This is a genomic window from Micromonospora andamanensis (genome assembly GCF_016863495.1).
GTDB classification, from domain to species: Bacteria; Actinomycetota; Actinomycetes; order Mycobacteriales; family Micromonosporaceae; genus Micromonospora; species Micromonospora andamanensis.
Genome location: NZ_BOOZ01000001.1, coordinates 14,622 through 30,773, shown reverse-complemented (window position 1 = coordinate 30,773; position 16,152 = coordinate 14,622). Strand labels below are relative to the sequence as shown.

At 71.6% G+C, this 16,152-nt stretch carries 12 protein-coding genes; 4 read left to right on the top strand and 8 right to left on the bottom strand.

The features are described 5' to 3' along the window. Positions 1–52: 52 nt before the first annotated feature. Both Van01_RS00110 and Van01_RS33700 read right to left on the bottom strand, forming a co-directional pair. Positions 53–703: a response regulator transcription factor gene (locus tag Van01_RS00110; RefSeq protein WP_203997476.1), complete on the bottom strand. Its 651-nt coding sequence runs from the start codon at positions 701–703 to the stop codon at positions 53–55. After that, a complete protein-coding gene (locus Van01_RS33700; protein WP_373306187.1) occupies positions 700–1,386 on the bottom strand; it encodes a sensor histidine kinase in 687 nt (228 codons plus the stop codon). Before Van01_RS33700 ends, Van01_RS00110 begins: the two co-directional genes overlap by 4 nt. Positions 1,387–2,138: 752 nt before the next feature. Between Van01_RS33700 and Van01_RS00100 the strand changes: the two genes are divergently transcribed. Then, positions 2,139–3,422 (top strand): TIR-like protein FxsC, encoded by a 1,284-nt coding sequence (locus Van01_RS00100; protein WP_203997470.1) that lies wholly within the window; start codon positions 2,139–2,141, stop codon positions 3,420–3,422. Beyond that, the gene (fxsT, locus tag Van01_RS00095; protein WP_203997467.1) at positions 3,419–7,471 is read left to right on the top strand and encodes an FxSxx-COOH system tetratricopeptide repeat protein; all 4,053 of its coding nucleotides are present in this window, start codon (positions 3,419–3,421) and stop codon (positions 7,469–7,471) included. The genes Van01_RS00100 and fxsT overlap by 4 nt, the downstream gene beginning before the upstream one ends. Here fxsT and Van01_RS00090 read toward each other — a convergent pair. From Van01_RS00090 to Van01_RS00075, 4 genes are all read right to left on the bottom strand, one after another. Next, the gene (locus Van01_RS00090; protein ID WP_203997464.1) at positions 7,440–9,410 is read right to left on the bottom strand and encodes an HEXXH motif domain-containing protein; all 1,971 of its coding nucleotides are present in this window, start codon (positions 9,408–9,410) and stop codon (positions 7,440–7,442) included. The two genes, fxsT and Van01_RS00090, sit on opposite strands and share 32 nt — an antisense overlap. Further along, on the bottom strand, positions 9,407–10,615 hold the full coding sequence (locus Van01_RS00085) for an FxsB family cyclophane-forming radical SAM/SPASM peptide maturase (RefSeq protein WP_239098788.1): 1,209 nt from the start codon (positions 10,613–10,615) through the stop codon (positions 9,407–9,409). Before Van01_RS00085 ends, Van01_RS00090 begins: the two co-directional genes overlap by 4 nt. Beyond that, positions 10,597–10,767 carry an FxSxx-COOH cyclophane-containing RiPP peptide gene (fxsA, locus tag Van01_RS00080; protein ID WP_099847423.1) on the bottom strand — a complete coding sequence of 57 codons (171 nt, stop codon included), beginning with the start codon at positions 10,765–10,767 and terminating at the stop codon, positions 10,597–10,599. Before fxsA ends, Van01_RS00085 begins: the two co-directional genes overlap by 19 nt. A 197-nt stretch (positions 10,768–10,964) precedes the next feature. After that, on the bottom strand, positions 10,965–11,933 hold the full coding sequence (locus Van01_RS00075; protein WP_203997461.1) for an aldo/keto reductase: 969 nt from the start codon (positions 11,931–11,933) through the stop codon (positions 10,965–10,967). An 83-nt stretch (positions 11,934–12,016) separates the two neighbouring features. Between Van01_RS00075 and mgrA the strand changes: the two genes are divergently transcribed. Next, positions 12,017–13,012: an L-glyceraldehyde 3-phosphate reductase gene (gene mgrA / locus Van01_RS00070; protein WP_203997458.1), complete on the top strand. Its 996-nt coding sequence runs from the start codon at positions 12,017–12,019 to the stop codon at positions 13,010–13,012. 53 nt (positions 13,013–13,065) lie between these two features. Here mgrA and Van01_RS00065 read toward each other — a convergent pair whose 3' ends face one another. After that, complete coding sequence (locus Van01_RS00065; protein WP_203997454.1) at positions 13,066–13,977, bottom strand: lytic polysaccharide monooxygenase auxiliary activity family 9 protein; 912 nt, start codon at positions 13,975–13,977, stop codon at positions 13,066–13,068. Between the two features lie 147 nt (positions 13,978–14,124). On the opposite strand from Van01_RS00065, the gene Van01_RS00060 reads away from it, so the two are divergent. Further along, complete coding sequence (locus Van01_RS00060; protein ID WP_203997451.1) at positions 14,125–15,126, top strand: 2-hydroxyacid dehydrogenase; 1,002 nt, start codon at positions 14,125–14,127, stop codon at positions 15,124–15,126. 37 nt (positions 15,127–15,163) lie between these two features. On the opposite strand, the gene Van01_RS00055 is transcribed toward Van01_RS00060, so the two are convergent. After that, entirely contained in the window at positions 15,164–16,069 is a 906-nt protein-coding gene (locus tag Van01_RS00055; RefSeq protein WP_203997448.1) for an AraC family transcriptional regulator, read from the bottom strand. Positions 16,070–16,152 lie beyond the last annotated feature (83 nt).

Below are 16,152 nucleotides of genomic sequence, written 5' to 3'. Positions count from 1 at the left end.
CGCCCCGCCCTCCCGTGCGGCGGGGAACCGTCTCCCCTTCGTGGAGGACACCTCAACCGGCTGGCGTGACGAACCCCGACTCGTAGGCGGCGATCACCGCCTGGGTGCGGTCACGCACCCCGAGCTTCGTCAGCACGTTCCCGACGTGTGTCTTCACCGTCTCGACCCCCACCACCAGGCGGGCGGCGATCTCCGGGTTGGACAGTCCGGCGGCCATCAGCCGCAGCACCTCCGCCTCCCGCTCGGTGAGCCGGGCCGCGCGCAGCCCGTCGGCGTTGCGCCGCCCGTACGCCCCGACCAGTCGACGGATCGCGGCCGGGAAGAGCAGCGACTCACCGCGCGCCACCACCCGTACCGCCGCCACCACCTCTGCCGGTCGGGCCCGCTTGAGCAGGAACCCGCTGGCCCCGGCGCGCAACGCGTCGTAGACGTACTCGTCGTTGGCGAAGGTGGTGATGACAAGCACCCGGGGCGGGTCGGCGGAGGTGGCCAGCAGGCGTCGGGTGGCCTGGATGCCGTCGATCCCGGGCATCCGCACGTCCATCAACACCACCTGCGGGCGGTGCCGGGCGACAAGCGGCGGTACCTCCGCCCCGTCAGCGGCCTCGGCGACGACCCGCAGATCCGGCTGGGCGTCGAGGATGGTCCGCAGCCCGATCCGGACCAGTTCGTCGTCGTCGACGATCAGCACGTCCACGCTCATCGATCCGCCCCGACCGGTAGCCGCACCCGTACCCGCCACCGCTGCCCGTCCGCACCTGCGGTGATCCGGCCGCCGAGCAGCAGCACCCGTTCCCGCATGCCGACAAGCCCGCGCCCACCACCCGGCACCGCCGCACCACCTACCCGCTCGGCCATGGCGTTCACCAGTTCGATCTCAAGTCCGTCCGGCGTCACGTCCACCCGCACGGTCACCGGACCGTGGCCGTGCCGGGCGGCGTTTGTCAGCGCTTCCTGCACGATCCGGTAGCCCTCGCGGGAGACCGCCGACGGCAGGGCGTCCAACGGGCCGCGGTTGCGGCTGCGGACCGACATGCCGGCGGCCCGGGTCTCGGCGATGAGGTCGTCCAGATCGGACAGGGTCCGTTGGGGAGCGACGACAGGCGGTTCCCCGGTCTCCCGGAGCAGCCCGAGCACATGGTCGAGATCGTCCATCGCCCGTCGGCCGGTCTCCTCGATCGCGGCAAGCGCCCGGCGAACGAACTCCGGGTCGGCGTCGAGCACCTCCCGGGCGGCACCGGCCTGGAGGGTCGCGACGGTGAGCGCGTGGCCGACCGAGTCGTGCAGTTCCCGGGCCAGCCGGTTGCGTTCGGCCAGTCGCGCGGCCCGGGCTTCCAAGGCGGCGATCCGCTCAGCCGACGCCGGTCCGAGCAGCGCCGGCGCCATCGACGCGGCAAGCGCGCCGAGCCCGGCCACCACATAGCCGAAAGCGGCAAGCACGAGCACCGCGACGAGCGCCAACCAGCCGGTGTCCCCACCGTCGAACGGCCCGAACCGCTCGGCTCCGGTGAGGCCGACGTCCACCCCGGTCGGCGCGGCGATCAGGGCGAGTGCCATCGGCACCGCGCTGAACAGCGCGGCCACCACAAGCGCACCGCTGGTCAGATGGAGTCCGATCCAGAGCGCGGCGCGCAGCCGGGTCTCCCGGTCGAGCCGACGACCGGGCAGCGGCTCAGGCAGGTCGACCCCGAGCAGCCCACGGACCGCGGCTATCTCCAGCGCCCGGCTACCGCCCAGGAAGACCGGTACGACGGCGATGGTGGCCGCCGGCACCAGCAGCATCAGGACCAGCAGCCGGGGTGCGCCGGACGTGGTGAACAGCTGTGCGAAGGCCGCGGCGAGCAACGCGTACGGCAGCGCGAGCACCCCGCCGAGCAACAGGAACACCCCGCGCCGCCAGGTGGAGCCGGCGACCAACGGACGCAGCGGCGCGCGAGGATCCATCGCCTCATGATGCCGGTGCCCCGCCCGGCCGGTCACCGCCACCTGGGATACGACAGTTCGGCGGGCTGCCACGCCCCGTTTCCGCACCTATACTCGCGGTGAAGCTCCCGCCGCCACGGCCGTCGGCACCTGGCCCACCGGCGACAGCCACGACCCAGCCACCCCATGGCCAGAGTCCCAGGCGCGGAGGTGCGGTGCTGTACTTCTTCCTCAGCTACGCCAGAGGCGACGAGGACGCACTCGTCCAGAAGTTCTACGAGGATCTCAGTGCGGAGGTGCGGCTGATCGCCGGTCTGTCCCGGGACGAACGGGTCGGGTTCGTCGACCGGACGATCCTGCTCGGTGAACGGTGGCCGCAACGGCTTGTCGAGGCGCTCGGTAGCTGCCGGTCCTTTCTCGCGCTGATGACACCCAGGTACTTCCAGAGCCGGGTGTGCGGGCAGGAGTGGCAGCTCTTCGCCGAGCGCACCGCCCGGTTCGAGAGCCAGCGGCGGGTGGACACCTCACTGCTCAAGCCGTTGATGTGGATTCCCGCGCAGCCGGGGCGGATCCACCCGGTCGCCCAACCGTTGCAGTACACCTCCGACAGTCTCGGCGACCTCTACCAGCGCCTCGGCGTCCGGCAGCTGATGCGACTGCAACGGCACAGCGACGACTACCGCACCTTCCTGTTCGAGCTGGCCAGCCAGATCGTGACCAGCGTGGAGGCCAATCCGCTGCCGGAACAGCACCGCCCGGTCGACCTCCAGGCCGTGGACAGCGCCTTCCATCCGGAGGAGGCCACGAACGGCGTCGACCGGGGCACCGCCGCCGGCGGGGACGCCACCGACCCGATGCGCGTGCACTTCGTCGTGGCCGCGTCCAACCGGGACGAGATGCGTGGGATACGCCAACACGTCACCGTGTACGGCGACGACGCGTTGCAGTGGGCACCGTACCGGCCGCCGATGCCGGAGCCGCTCATCGACTACGCCCGCGAGATCGCCGCCGACCACAGCTACCAGTCCACAGTGGTGGAGGTGGACAGGCTGCCGCACAGTGCCGAGCTGGCCGCCCGCTACAACCAGATCCTGGTGCTGATCGTCGACGCCTGGATGACCCGCCTGCCGCAACGACGGCAGGCCCTGGTCGAGCACGCCTCGGCGGCGCTGGGCAACAGGAGTGCCGCCACCGCGGTCCTCATCCCCAGCAGTCGCGACGACCCGGAGACCCGCGAGCACTGGCAGACCCTCTCCCGGGCCTGCCGGGAGATCTTCAACGAGTTCACCTCGGACGACGAGCTCTACCGGTCGAACATCATCACCCACCGGGCCTTCGAGGACGAGCTTCCGGAGGTCCTGGAGGTCGCCCGGAACCGGGTGTTCAGCCGAGGTTCGGTGCACCGGCCGCCCGACCCGTCGACGGACCCCTCGCCGCCCCGGCTGGACGGGCCGTGGGCACGCGACGACGACCAGCCCGGAACGGGAGGACCAGCGTGACGAGCAGCGACCCGGTCGCGGCAGCCGCCAGCGGAGAAGGCCGGATCATCACCTTCTACTCGTACAAGGGCGGCACCGGACGCACCATGGCGCTGGCGAACGTGGCCTGGATTCTCGCCGCGAACGGCCACCGGGTGCTCGCCGTGGACTGGGACCTGGAATCCCCGGGTCTGCACCGCTACTTCCACCCGTTCCTGCTGGACAAGGACCTGCGCACCTCGCGCGGGGTGATCGACATGGCCCGGGACTACGCCGACGCCGCGGTACGCCCGATGGACGAGACGGAGGACCCGGACTGGATCGGCACGGCGGCCGACGTGCTGCGGCACGCGGTGTCGCTGGAGTGGCGTTTCCCGAACCCGCCCCGCGACGTCACGGGCGGTGCCCGTCCGGTCCGGCCCGGATTTCTGGATCTGCTCCCCGCCGGGCGACAGGACCCGTCGTACACGAAGGCGGTGAGCACCTTCGACTGGCAGTCGTTCTTCGAGAAGCTCGGCGGCAACGGCTTCCTGGACGCGCTGGCGGCCAGTATGCGGGCGAACTACGACTACGTGCTCATCGACAGCCGGACCGGAGTCAGCGACGGCGCCGGCATCTGCACGGTACGGCTGCCCGACGCGGTCGTCACCTCCTTCACCCTCAACGAGCAGAGCATCGACGGTGCCGCCGCGGTCGCCAGGTCGATCGTCAGGCAACGCGGCGACCGGCCGGTACGGATCCTGCCGGTGCCGATGCGGGTCGACAACGCCGAGCAGCTCAAGCTGGAGGCGGGCCGGGATCAGGCACGTCGACGGTTCACCCCGTTGCTGCCCCGGCTCTCGCCCGAGGAAAGTGACAGGTACTGGGGCGAGGTGGAGATCCCCTACCAGCCCTACTACGCCTACGAGGAGATCCTGGCCACGTTCGGGGACCGGGCCCACCACGAGGGGACCCTGCTCGCCGCGTACGAGCGGTTGACCCGCGCGATCACCGACGGTGCGGTCGAGGACCTGCCCCCGTTGGACGACCGGCTCCGCCGGACCTGGCTGGCGAAGTTCGAGCGGCAGCGGCTCGTCGGTGCCGCCCCGGACGTCTTCGTCAGTTACGCGGCGCTGGACCGGGCCTGGGCGGAGTGGATCTGCGACGAGGTTCGCGCCGCCGGCCTGCGGGCGGTCATGCGGGAGGTCGACTTCCCCGCCAACCCGTCCGGCGGTGACCGCGCCACCGTCGGCCTCGACGACGCCGCCCGGCTCGTCGTGCTGCTGTCCCAGGAGTACATGCAGTCGCCGAACGCGGCCGAGCTGTGGAGTCAGGCCACCGCGCACGATCCCACCACCGGCACCAGCTACCTGGTGCCGGTCCGGCTGGACAATTCCCGCGCTCCCGGGTTGTTCCTGGAACGCATACCTGTCGACCTGGTGGGGATCGACGAGCAGGAGGCGACGGCCCGGCTGATGGAGGCGCTGGACCATCCCGCCCGGCCCGCCCCCGACCCGGAGGACGCCCAGCGACGCCGCCGGTTCCCGGGCAACGAGCCGCCGGTCTGGCGGGTCCCGCTACCCCGCAACGTCCAGTTCGTCGGTCGTGGTCCGCTGCTGGAGGAGATGCGCGACTGGCTGTCCAGTTCGGAGGCCGGACACGTGCCGTTGGCGCTGCACGGTCTCGGCGGCGTCGGCAAGAGCCAGATCGCCCTGGAGTACGCGTACCGGTTCCGCGCCGAGTACGACATCGTGTGGTGGATCTCGGCGCAGCAGCCGAGCGTCCTGCGGCTCGCCCTGGGCGCGCTCGCCGACCGGCTGGCCGCCGAACTCGACGCCCCGTTGAGCGGCAGCGTCAGCGAACGGGTCAGCTGGGTCCTCGACGTGCTGCGCCGGGGCGTGCCGTTCCGACGGTGGCTGCTCGTTCTCGACAACGCGGACGAGCCCTCGGAGCTGCTCGACCTGCTCCCGCAGGGGCCCGGGCACATCCTGGTCACCACCCGCAACCACGCCTGGGCACGGCCGGCCCGGATGTTGGAGGTCGGTGCGTTCGACCGGGAGGAGAGCGTCGCCCTGCTGCGGCGACGGGCCCGGCATCTGGCCGACGGCGACGCCGACCTGATCGCCGACCGGCTCGGCGACCTGCCACTGGCCATCGAGCAGGCCGGCGCGTGGCTGGCCACCACCGGTGAGACGCCCGCGCAGTACCTCACCCGGGTCCGGCGCTACCTGCCGGACATGCTCGCCGGGGAACTGCCGGCCGACTACCAGCAGACAGGTGCCCAGCCGTGGCTGGTCTCGCTGGACAGCCTCCGGGAGCGCAACCCGGCGGCGGCCAAACTGCTTGAGGTCTGCGCCTTCTTCGCCAGCGAGCCGATCCCGATGTCCCTCGTCAACGGGGACCGCTTCATAAACGTGCTGCTCTCCTACGACGGGTCGCTGCGCGACCCGCTGCTGATGGGCAGGACGCTACGCGACATCGGCCGCTACGCGCTGGCCCGCATCGACAGCGTGCGGGGCGGCGGCCGGGGGCGCGGTCAGGACCGCGCCGACGAGGCCGGTCAGACCAGCCTGCGGATGCACCCGCTGGTGCAGGAGTTGATCCGGGAGTCCCTCTCCGAGCAGGAGAAGGACGAGAACCGTAAGCACGTGCACGCCATCCTGGCCGCCGCCAACCCCAAGGATCCCGACAAGCCCGACAACTGGCCGATCTACGCGGAGCTGTGGCCACACCTGCTGCCGTCGCGGACCCTCACCTCGGACCAGCCGGAGGTCCGGCAACTGCTGCTCGACGTGGCCCGCTACATGTGGATCCGGGTGGACTTCGCCACCTGCGCCGAGCTTGCCGAACAGGCGATCGCGCTGTGGCAACGTCGGTACGGCCCGGACGATCCGCAGACGTTGATGATGCGGTTCCAGTTGGCCAACGCGCTGCGCCTGGAGGCCCGCTACCAGGACGCCTACGACATCGACCGGGACGTCTACGACCGGCTCCGCCGCAGCCTCGGCGAGGACCACGAATACACGGTCATCTCGGCCGGCAGCCTCGCCGCCGACCTGCGGGCACTCGGCTTCTTCGAGCGGGCCCGCGAGTTGGACACCCGTACCGAGGAACTGGCCCGGGAGGTGTTCGGGGAGGACCACCCCCGCGCACTCATCGCGGCGCACAACCTGGCGATCTCACTGCGCCTGGTCGGCGACCTGCGGGGTGCGTTGAGCCGCAACGAACGCACCCTGGCCCGCCGCCGGGAGACACTCGGCCCGATGCACCCGTTCACCCTCTTCTCGGCCGGCCAGTACGGTCGCGACCTGCGCGACACCGGCGACCTCGTCGAGTCCCGTCGGGTCCTGGAGGCTGCGGTGGAGGCGAACCGGCTGGTGCTCGGCGAGGAGGACCCGGAGACGCTGCGGGCGTTGAAGAACTACGCGGTGACGCTACGCAAGCTCGGCGAGTTGGAGCGGGCGTACACGTTGAGCACCGACGTGCTGGTGCGCTCCCGCCGGCGGCACGGCCCGGACCACCCGGACGTGCAGGCCAGCGCGATGAACCTGGCCTGTGACGAGTCGGCGATCGGCGACGACGTGGGTGCGCTGCGCCGGGCCCGGCCGGTGCACCGCTGGTACCGCGACAACATGGGCGAGGACCACCTGTTCACCCTCGCGTACGCCAACAATCTGGCGATCTTCCTGCGCAAGGCGGGTGACGCGGAGGCCGCCTTCGAGGTCTCCGAGGAGGTGGTAGCCCGGCTCAGCGAGCGGATCGGTGCGGATCATCCGTACACCCTGGCGGCCAACATCAACCTGGCGAACTGTTGGTTCGGCCGCCGGCAGTTCGCCGAGGCCCTGGCCAGCGACCGGGAGGCGTACGAGCGCAGCCGGCGGATCCTCGGGCCGGGGCACCCGGACACTCTGGCGGTGGCGAACAATCTCGCCACAAGCCTGAGCGTCACCGGGGACCACGGCGGTGCCCGGTCGCTACGGGAGCAGGTCATGCCGCTGTTCCGTCGGGTCCTCGGCGAGGAGCATCCGAACACCATCGCCCTGGTCGAGGCGAACCGGCTCAACTGCGATCTTGAGCCGCCACCGACCTGACCGGCTGCGGCCCGCCCTGCCGAACCGTGCCCGACGCCACGCCCGGTGGCGGTTCGCTCGGTGCCGACCCGGCTGGTGGCGGGCCGTCCGCGACGGCCACACACGTCACCGGGGCGAGCCAGCGGGACAATTCGAGCGGGTCCGGTGCCGCGGTGGACTCCGCGACCGCGCACAGCACGGCCCGGCACAGCTCCGGGTCGGCGCGCATCGCCGCCTCGGCGGTCGGCAGCCGACCATCGGCAAGTGTCATGCCGACCCAGGCCGCCACCTGGTCCGGCTGCTGCCGCAGTTGTCGCTGGTACCAGCCACGCGCCGCGAGGTGATCACCGGCGGCCAACGCCAGGTCGCCTTCCGATGCCTCCGCGAGCGCGTCGGCAAGGCGTTCGGCCCCGCTGCGCAGCCGCTCGAAGCGCGCCGGGTCGGCCAGCCGCAGCCGGACCAGGTCCAGTCGGGGGCTGCGGCTCAGCCACCTGCCGTCGGCCGGGCGTACCGCGACCGGCACGGTGATCGCGGGGCAGGCCGCACCCGCCCGCCACGCCTCGGCGAGCTGCCGCACCAGCCGTGCCTCCGGCCGCCGGTTGCGTAGCCGCCACACCGTCCAGTGATCGTCGGCCGCCTCCCGGGCGAGCACGGTGGCCTCGGCTGGCACCACCTCGTCCCGCCAGCCGTCGATGACCTCACCCAGCCCGGCGACGAACCGGCGTCCGGCCGCCGTCAGCCGCCCGTACGCCCGGATGTCGGCGCAGGTACGGGCGACCCGGTCCCGCCAACGCGCGAACTCCACCTCGGCCAGCCGGGTCCGGCCGCGCGGCAGCACCGTCCGCCGGGTACGCCAGAACTCGGTCACCGCGACGAAGGCGTAGACGCCGTGCAGGGCGGCACCGAGCGGGCGCGGATCGTCACGCCAGGGCGCGTAGTAGTACCGCCGGTCCTCGGCGTCGTGCAGCGGCTCGATGTCGATGGCGGCACCGAGCTTCGCGTGCTGGAACTCGTGCAGCAGACCGAGCGCCAGCGCCGTACCGTCGGCGGGCGGGGTCATCGAGACCGCGCCGAACGCGTCCATGCTCGTGACGTTCACCCCGGCGCTTGCCGAGTCGGACTGCAACGGCACGACTGTCCGCAACCCCGCCGAGATCGCCTCCGCGTGGCTCCGGTGGTGCCGGACCAGGATCGGCCAGGCCTCGTCGAGCATCCGCTGCCACCGCCCGACAACTATCGCGTCCAGCCGCCCGGTCGCGCAGAGCCGGTGGCAGTCCCGGTACGGGTCGAGGTCGTCGAGCCAGAGTTCGATGCTGAGGCCGTCGGCGCTGCTGGTCAGCCGGTGCAGACCGGACCAGTCGGCAGTGTCGACACCGGCGCGAGGCGGCCCCTCGTCGTCGGGCACCGGCACCTCCACCGACCCCACCCGTACCCGGTCACCGGACCGGGACACGGTCACCGGGCCGCCGCCGCAGCGGGCCCGCCCCAGCAACGGCAGGAAGACCGCGCCGTCGGGTGCCGCGAGGGTCAGTTCGAAGTCCAGGCCGGCCCGGATCGCCGCCGTCACGGCCAGCGCGCCGAGATATCCCAGGTCGGCCTCGGCCGGGCGGTCCGCCTCGGGCGGCAGATCCAGGCCCGCGGTGGTACGGCCGGACGTCGCCGCGATCGTGCGATGGTCCGGCCGCTGACGCAACCGGCGCAGGGTGACCGCCAGCCACGCGCCGGTGTGCGGCAGGGCCAGCAGTTCCGGGCCGACCGCCGGATTCCGCCGGGCCGCGGCGGTGAGCAGCGCGAAGGAGGCCCCGGTCTGCTCCGGGCCGGCCAGGTCGAGCACTGCGCGCAGCTGCAGCATCCGTTTGCTCACCTGCCCGGCGCGGAGGGTACGCACCAGGTCGACGCTGCCCGGTCCGGCGGCGAGCGCGTCGAGGTCCGCCGGCCGCAACCGGTGGTAGCCGCTCACCGGCCCCGGCTCCGCAGGCCGGTCAGGTCCGCCCGCAGCCGGCCCGAGACGTGCTCGATGAGCAGGCGCAGATCGCGGCAGTACACGGAGGGATTGCGGAAGCTGCCGGCCCGGTACCGGTGCGGGTAGTTGCCGCCGCCGCAGACCAGGTGGACGGGACAGGCCCGGCAGTCGGCGGCCAGCGCCGACAGGCCTGCCTGGCGTACCGCCACGGCGGGATGGCGCAGCACGTCGTCGAGGGAGTTGTCGAAGACCGTCAGGTCGGTGTCGACAGCGCCGGGATAGGTGGACCGTAACGTGTCGACCTGTTCGTAACCGCCGTCGGTGTTGACCACGACGGCGGCGACCGGGCTCAACCCCACCGACTCGGTGCGGCTGCTCCCGCCGAGCAACAGGTTCATCAGCTCCTCGAAGAGCCGGACCCGGGTGAGTCGCACCGGCACGTCGTACCAGGCGTCGAAGGCGTCGCAGAGCCAGCTGCCGTACGCGTCCGCTCTCGCGGCCCGCCCCGACCGGGGCGGCGGGGCGTCCCAGTTGGCGTGCGGCAGCAGGAAGTCCACCATCGGCGGGCGGTACGCCAGCAGGGCCTCGTAGGTCCGCCGGGGGTCGGCGTCGAGGTCGACCACGCAGAGGATGCCGGCGTACGCGCCGGGACGGCCGGCCAGCAGCCGCAGCGCCCGGTCGACGTCGTCGAAGCTGCCGCGACCGGACGCGTACCGTCGGTGCCTGTCGTTGGCGACCCGGTCACCGTCCAGGCTCACCCCGATCAGCACGCCCGCGTCGGCCAGCACGGACAGGGCCCGATCGTCGAGCAGGGTGCCGTTCGTCTGCACGCTGACCCGGGCGACGGCGGGGTGCACGGCCGCCCGCAGCCGCTCGGCCATCCGCACCAGCGTCGCGGCCCCGGCCAGCAACGGCTCACCACCGTGCAGCACGATGCGGGCGTCGCTCAGCTCGTGCGCGTGGACGTGCTCCGCCACCCGTCGGCAGGTGAGGTCGAAGATCTCGGTGGACATCAGCGGCGGGTCGGTGCGGGCGCGGCGATCCGCCAACTCGTACATGTAGCAGTAGTCGCAGGCCAGGTTGCACCTGCTGTGGACCTTGAGAATGAACTCGGAGAAGGGCACCGGCCGCACCGCTGCCGGAGGGTCCACCACCGCCTGGCCACGCCCCTCGCCCGGCACTGTCACATCGCCGAGTTCCACCCGGCGACCGCGTCCTGCGGGCGGTCGATCTCATCCAGGATGCGCCGGAGTGAGCAGGCGAACGGCGACCCGTCCAGCTCCGGCAGATCGGCGAGGCTCACGTCGCTGAGGTCCACCAGGACTCCCAGGGAGCCGTCTTCGGTCGTATCCATAGTGATCCGTCCACCCGCGAAGGAAACTCGCGCCCGAATGAGCGATGACTTGTGCGGGAGCCGCCGGAACAGAGCCCGTCCCTACCGCCGAACCCGCCAACGAACCGGGCCATCGTAACGGCATCGCGCAACGCGGCGACTCGGGTGGGTCACCCGGTTCAACGCTTCCAATGGTGCGGGGGACATCATCCGCACGGTCAGCCGCGGGTGCGGGATCTGACGAATTTCGGTATCGCGGCCAGGCCGGTGACCGGACGGAACGCCCGGGCCACGTTGACAAGTGCGGCGTACTCGTCCTCGGTCAGGTCGATCTCGGCGGCGGCGGCGTTGCGCTCCAACTGCTCCACGCTTGACGCCCCGGGGATGGCCACCACGTTCGGATGACGCAGCACGTACGCCAGGGCGATCTGGCTCGGCGTCGCGTCGTGCGCGGCGGCCACCTGACGCAGGGTCTCGATGAGTGCGCTGCCGCGTTCCAGGTTCTCCGGCAGGAAGTACGGGTTGGCCCGGCGGATCGCGCCGACGGGTGGATGGGTGGCGTCGTACCGCCCGGAGAGGAACCCCTGCGCCAGCGGGCTGTAGGCGATGACCAGCCGCCCCGCCTGCTCGGCGTACGGAAGGAGGTCCTCCTCCGGTTTTCGGTCGAGCATGCTGTAGCGGACCTGGTTGCTGAGCACCCGCCGACCCAGCGCCGCCTCCGCCACCTGCCAGCGACGCAGGCTGTAGTTGCTCACCCCGACCTCGGCGACCAGGCCGACGTCCTGCAACGCGCGCATCCCGCGCATGGTCCGGTGGTCGCTGACCACCGGGTTGGGCTGGTGCACCTGGTAGAGGTCGATACTTGTGACGCCGAGCCGAGCCGCCGAGGCGACTGCCCGCTGTTGTACCACCGACGCGACAGGCAGCACCGGAAGGATCTTGGTGGCGATGGCCACCTTGTCCCGGTCGGCGGCCAGCGCCGCACCGAGCAGCCGTTCGCTACGACCGAGGCCGTAGATCTCGGCGGTGTCGAAGAGGGTCACGCCCAGCTCGACGGCGCGCCGGACGATGTCCGCCGCCAGCCGTTCGTAGTCGGGACCGTAGCCCCACTCCCGCGAACCGAACTGCCACGTGCCGAGGCCGATCCTGGACAGGGGCTTCGGGGTGTCGAGCCGCACGTACCGCATGGGTCGACGCTACCCGTCGCGGCGCACGACGGGGGCGGCGTCGGTCACGAGCCGGGCCGGGTCGGCGACCTCGGGCTAGGGTCATGATCGTGACCTACCTCGCCGCTGACACGCGCTATGACCAGATGACCTATCGGCGCAGCGGAGCCAGCGGGCTTCGGCTGCCCGCGATCTCCCTCGGCCTGTGGCACAACTTCGGTCCGGACCGCCCCGTCGAGCGTCAGCGGGACATCGTCCGGCGCGCCTTCGATCTCGGCGTCACCCATTTCGACCTGGCCAACAACTACGGACCACCGCCCGGCTCGGCGGAGGAGAACTTCGGGCGGATGCTCGCCGGGGACCTCAAGCCGTACCGCGACGAGCTGATCATCTCTAGCAAGGCCGGCTACCTGATGTGGCCCGGACCGTACGGCGAGTGGGGTTCCCGCAAGAACCTGATCGCCTCGCTCGACCAGTCCCTGCGCCGGCTCGGCCTGGACTACGTCGACATCTTCTACAGCCACAGGTACGACCCGGACACCCCGCTGGAGGAGACGATGGGCGCCCTCGACGCCGCCGTCCGCTCCGGCAAGGCCCTCTACGTCGGCATCTCCAACTACACCTCGGAACAGACCGAGCGGGCCGCGGCGATCCTGCGCGACCTGGGTACCCCGTTGCTGATCAACCAGCCGGCGTACTCGATGTTCAACAGGTGGACCGAGGAGGACGGGCTGCTCGACACGCTGGAGCGGGTCGGTGCCGGCTGCATCGCCTACAGCCCGCTGGCCCAGGGTCTGCTGACCGACCGTTACCTCGACGGTATCCCGGCCGACTCCCGGGTCCGCACAAGCGTGTTCCTCGACGAGGGCGATGTGAACGCGCAACGGCTGGACACCATCCGGGGACTGGCCGCCATCGCCGAGCGTCGGGGCCAGTCGCTCGCGCAGCTCGCGCTCGCCTGGGCGCTGCGCGACCCCCGGATGACGAGCCTCATCATCGGCGCCAGCAGTGTGCCGCAGTTGGAGGCGAACATCGCCGCGGTGGACAACCTCGACCTGACCGCCGAGGAACTGGCCGACATCGACGCCCAGTTGGCCTGACCGGCGCGTACGCCCGCCCGGCGCTCACCGTCGGGCGGTCGGGCCGACCGCCGTCACCAGACGCGGGGGTTGGCCCGGTGGTTGCGTACCGTGCAGGGCCGGCCGGGCGACGGGCCGCTGCGGGATCCGCGTAGCCGCATGCCGACAAGCAGGATCAACAGCATGACAAGCGCGCCACCGGCGATCATCAGCCACCGCCACGAATCCAGCGGGGTCACCGACGCCACCGCCACGTTGCTCTCCGCCGCCGCGTCGCCCCCTGGTGCTCCGGCGATCCGCGGCGTCCCGTCCGGGCCGGCGCTGGCGTCCGTCACTCCGACCGCCGGGTCCTGCCCGGACTCACCGGCCGGTTGGACGTCCACATCGGAGCAGGAGTAGTAGGTGTCCGCGCTGTCGGAGTTCTGCCAGACCGTATAGATCAGGTGGCGGCCGGTGCGGTCGTCCGGCAGCCGCCCGGTCAGCTGGTACGCCCCGTCGCGTACCGGCGGGTCGGTGGCCCGCAGGAACGGCGTCTCGTCCAGATCCCCCCAGGTCAGCTTCTTCTTTGGGGCGTAACCGGGCCGGGTCAGATAGAGCCGGAAGCTGCCCCGGTGCGGGATCGTGGTGCGGTAGCGGAAGAGGAACTCGGCACCTGCCGTCAACGGCGTGGTCGGCCAGTCGGCACGCGCCAGGTCCAGGCCCTGATAGGCCGACAACCCGCCGCTGCACAACTCGCCGTCGGGGATCAGTTCCCGGTCCCGGCCGTTGACCCCGTACACCCGGATGTTGTCCCACTCGCGCAGGGCCGCGCCCGCCTTGACCGCCGCCCGGCAGGCCGGCTTGTCGGCGTGGTCGCCGTCCGGGGCGCAGGCGGCGGATCGGCTGAGCGGGTAGGTCGGCGCACCGTGCGCGGTCGCGGGCACCGCACCGGCCGTCAGCGCGACTGCGGTGCCCAGCACGATGACGACGATCCGACGTACGGCCATGGCTTGTGCGAACCTCCCACGCATTGGTACGGACGGCGGGGGCGAACAGTTCGACATGCGCGTGGGTCGCGCGACACGGATCGACGGGGTCGCAGGACCCTGCCCCGAACCGGTGTCCGGCCTTAGCGTGAGTGGTGGAGGTGGCCCATGCGAGTGGCAGTGTTCAGCACCAAGCCGTACGACCGGACGTTCCTGACCGAGGCGAACGCCGCAGCCGGTCACGAGCTGACCTTCCTGGAGCCGAGGCTCACCGCGCAGACCGCCCGGCTCGCCGAGGGGTCGGAGGCGGTCTGCGCCTTCGTCAACGACGACCTCTGCGCCGAGGTCCTCGACCAGCTAGCCGAGGTGGGCGTCCGGGTGGTCGCGCTGCGTTCGGCCGGTTTCAACAACGTCGACGTGGCCGCTGCCCGCAAGCTTGGCCTGACCGTGGTACGGGTGCCGGAGTACTCGCCGCACGCGGTGGCTGAGCACACCGCCGGCCTGATCCTCGCCCTGAACCGTAAGATCCACCGGGCCTACAACCGGGTACGCGAACACAACTTCGCCCTCGCCGGTCTGCTCGGCTTCGACCTGCACGGCCGTACGGTAGGCATCGTCGGCACCGGGCGGATCGGTGTCTGCGTCGCCCAGATCATGGCGGGTTTCGGTTGCCGGGTGCTGGCCAGCGACCCGTTTCCGAACGACGCGGCCAAGGCCGCCGGGGTGGAGTACGTCCCGCTGGAACGGTTGCTCGCCGAGTCGCACATCGTCACCCTGCACTGCCCGCTCACCCCGGACACCCGGCATCTGATCGACGCCGAACGGATCGCCCTGCTCCGGGAGGGCGTCATGCTGATCAACACCGGCCGGGGCGCGCTCGTGGACACCCGGGCCGTGATCGACGGTCTCAAGAGCGGCCGGATCGGCTACCTCGGCCTCGACGTGTACGAAGAGGAGAGCGACCTGTTCTTCGAGGACCGCTCCGAACGGGTCCTCGGTGATGACGACTTCGCCCGTCTCACCACCTTCCCCAACGTGCTCATCACCGGGCACCAGGCGTTCTTCACCGAGGACGGCCTGCACAACATCGCCACCACCACCCTCGCCAACCTGACCACAGTCGAACACTCAGGCCCCACCGCCCTCCCCACCCCAGCCCACGTCTGCTGACCCCTCCCCCCTCCCCCTCGCGCGCGATCTTGCAGGGTCATTGGGGGTGGCGGTGGGCGCGGGGGGTGTGGCCGGTGACGCGCTTGACGGCGACGCTGAGGGCGCTCTCGGAGCCGTAACCGACCTGTTGCGCGATGGCGGCCAGGGTGTCGTCGGTCCGGCGGAGCCGGTCGGCGGCGAGTTCCACCCGCCAGTCGATGAGGTATTCCAGTGGGGCCCGGCCCACCACCGCCCTGAACCGCGCGGCCAGGGTCGAGCGGGAGACCGAAGCGGCCCGGGCCAGTTCCGCCACAGTCCACTTGTGTGCCGGCCGCTTGTGCATCTCCCGCAGGGCCACGGCCACCACCGGGTCACCGAGGCCGGCGAGCCAGCCGGTGGTCGCCCGGGCGTCGGCGGCGAGGTGGTGGCGGAGCACCTGGATGAGCATGACGAGAGCGAGATGCTCGGCGACCAGGCCCGCGGCGGCCCGCTGCTGTCGCAACTCCGTGTCGACCTGCTCGATCGCCCAGTGCAGGGTGGCGGCCTCGGCCGCCGCCGAGGGCACGTACACCACCGGAGGCAGGGCGTCGAGCAGCAGCGGGCGGGCCCGTTCGCCGAAGTGGAAGGCGCCGCCGATCGCCGCGAAGTCGTCCCCCGTCCCGGTGCGGGCCACGCCATCCGCCGCCGCCAGGAAGATCGATCGTGCCGGCGCCGGGACCGCCTCGGGGTCGCTGAACAGGGTGTACGACCGGGACCGGGTCAGCAGGTAGCAGTCGTCCGGCGCGAGTGGCAGCGCCTCGGCGGCACCGTCGACACGCAACCAGCAGTGCCCCCGCCGGACCGCGTTGAACTTGATCCCCACAGGTGCCTCGAACTCGACAGCCCAGCTGCCGCCAGCCACCATACTGGCGGAGACGTGACCTGTGGTGCCCAGCAGGGTCAGCACGTCGTGCAGTGGGTCCATCCCCCACCCTTCTGGACGAGCGCTAAAGAGAACCGGACGCAAAACCATAGTACGTCCGACTCGGCGGACCTAGTGTTGCCCTC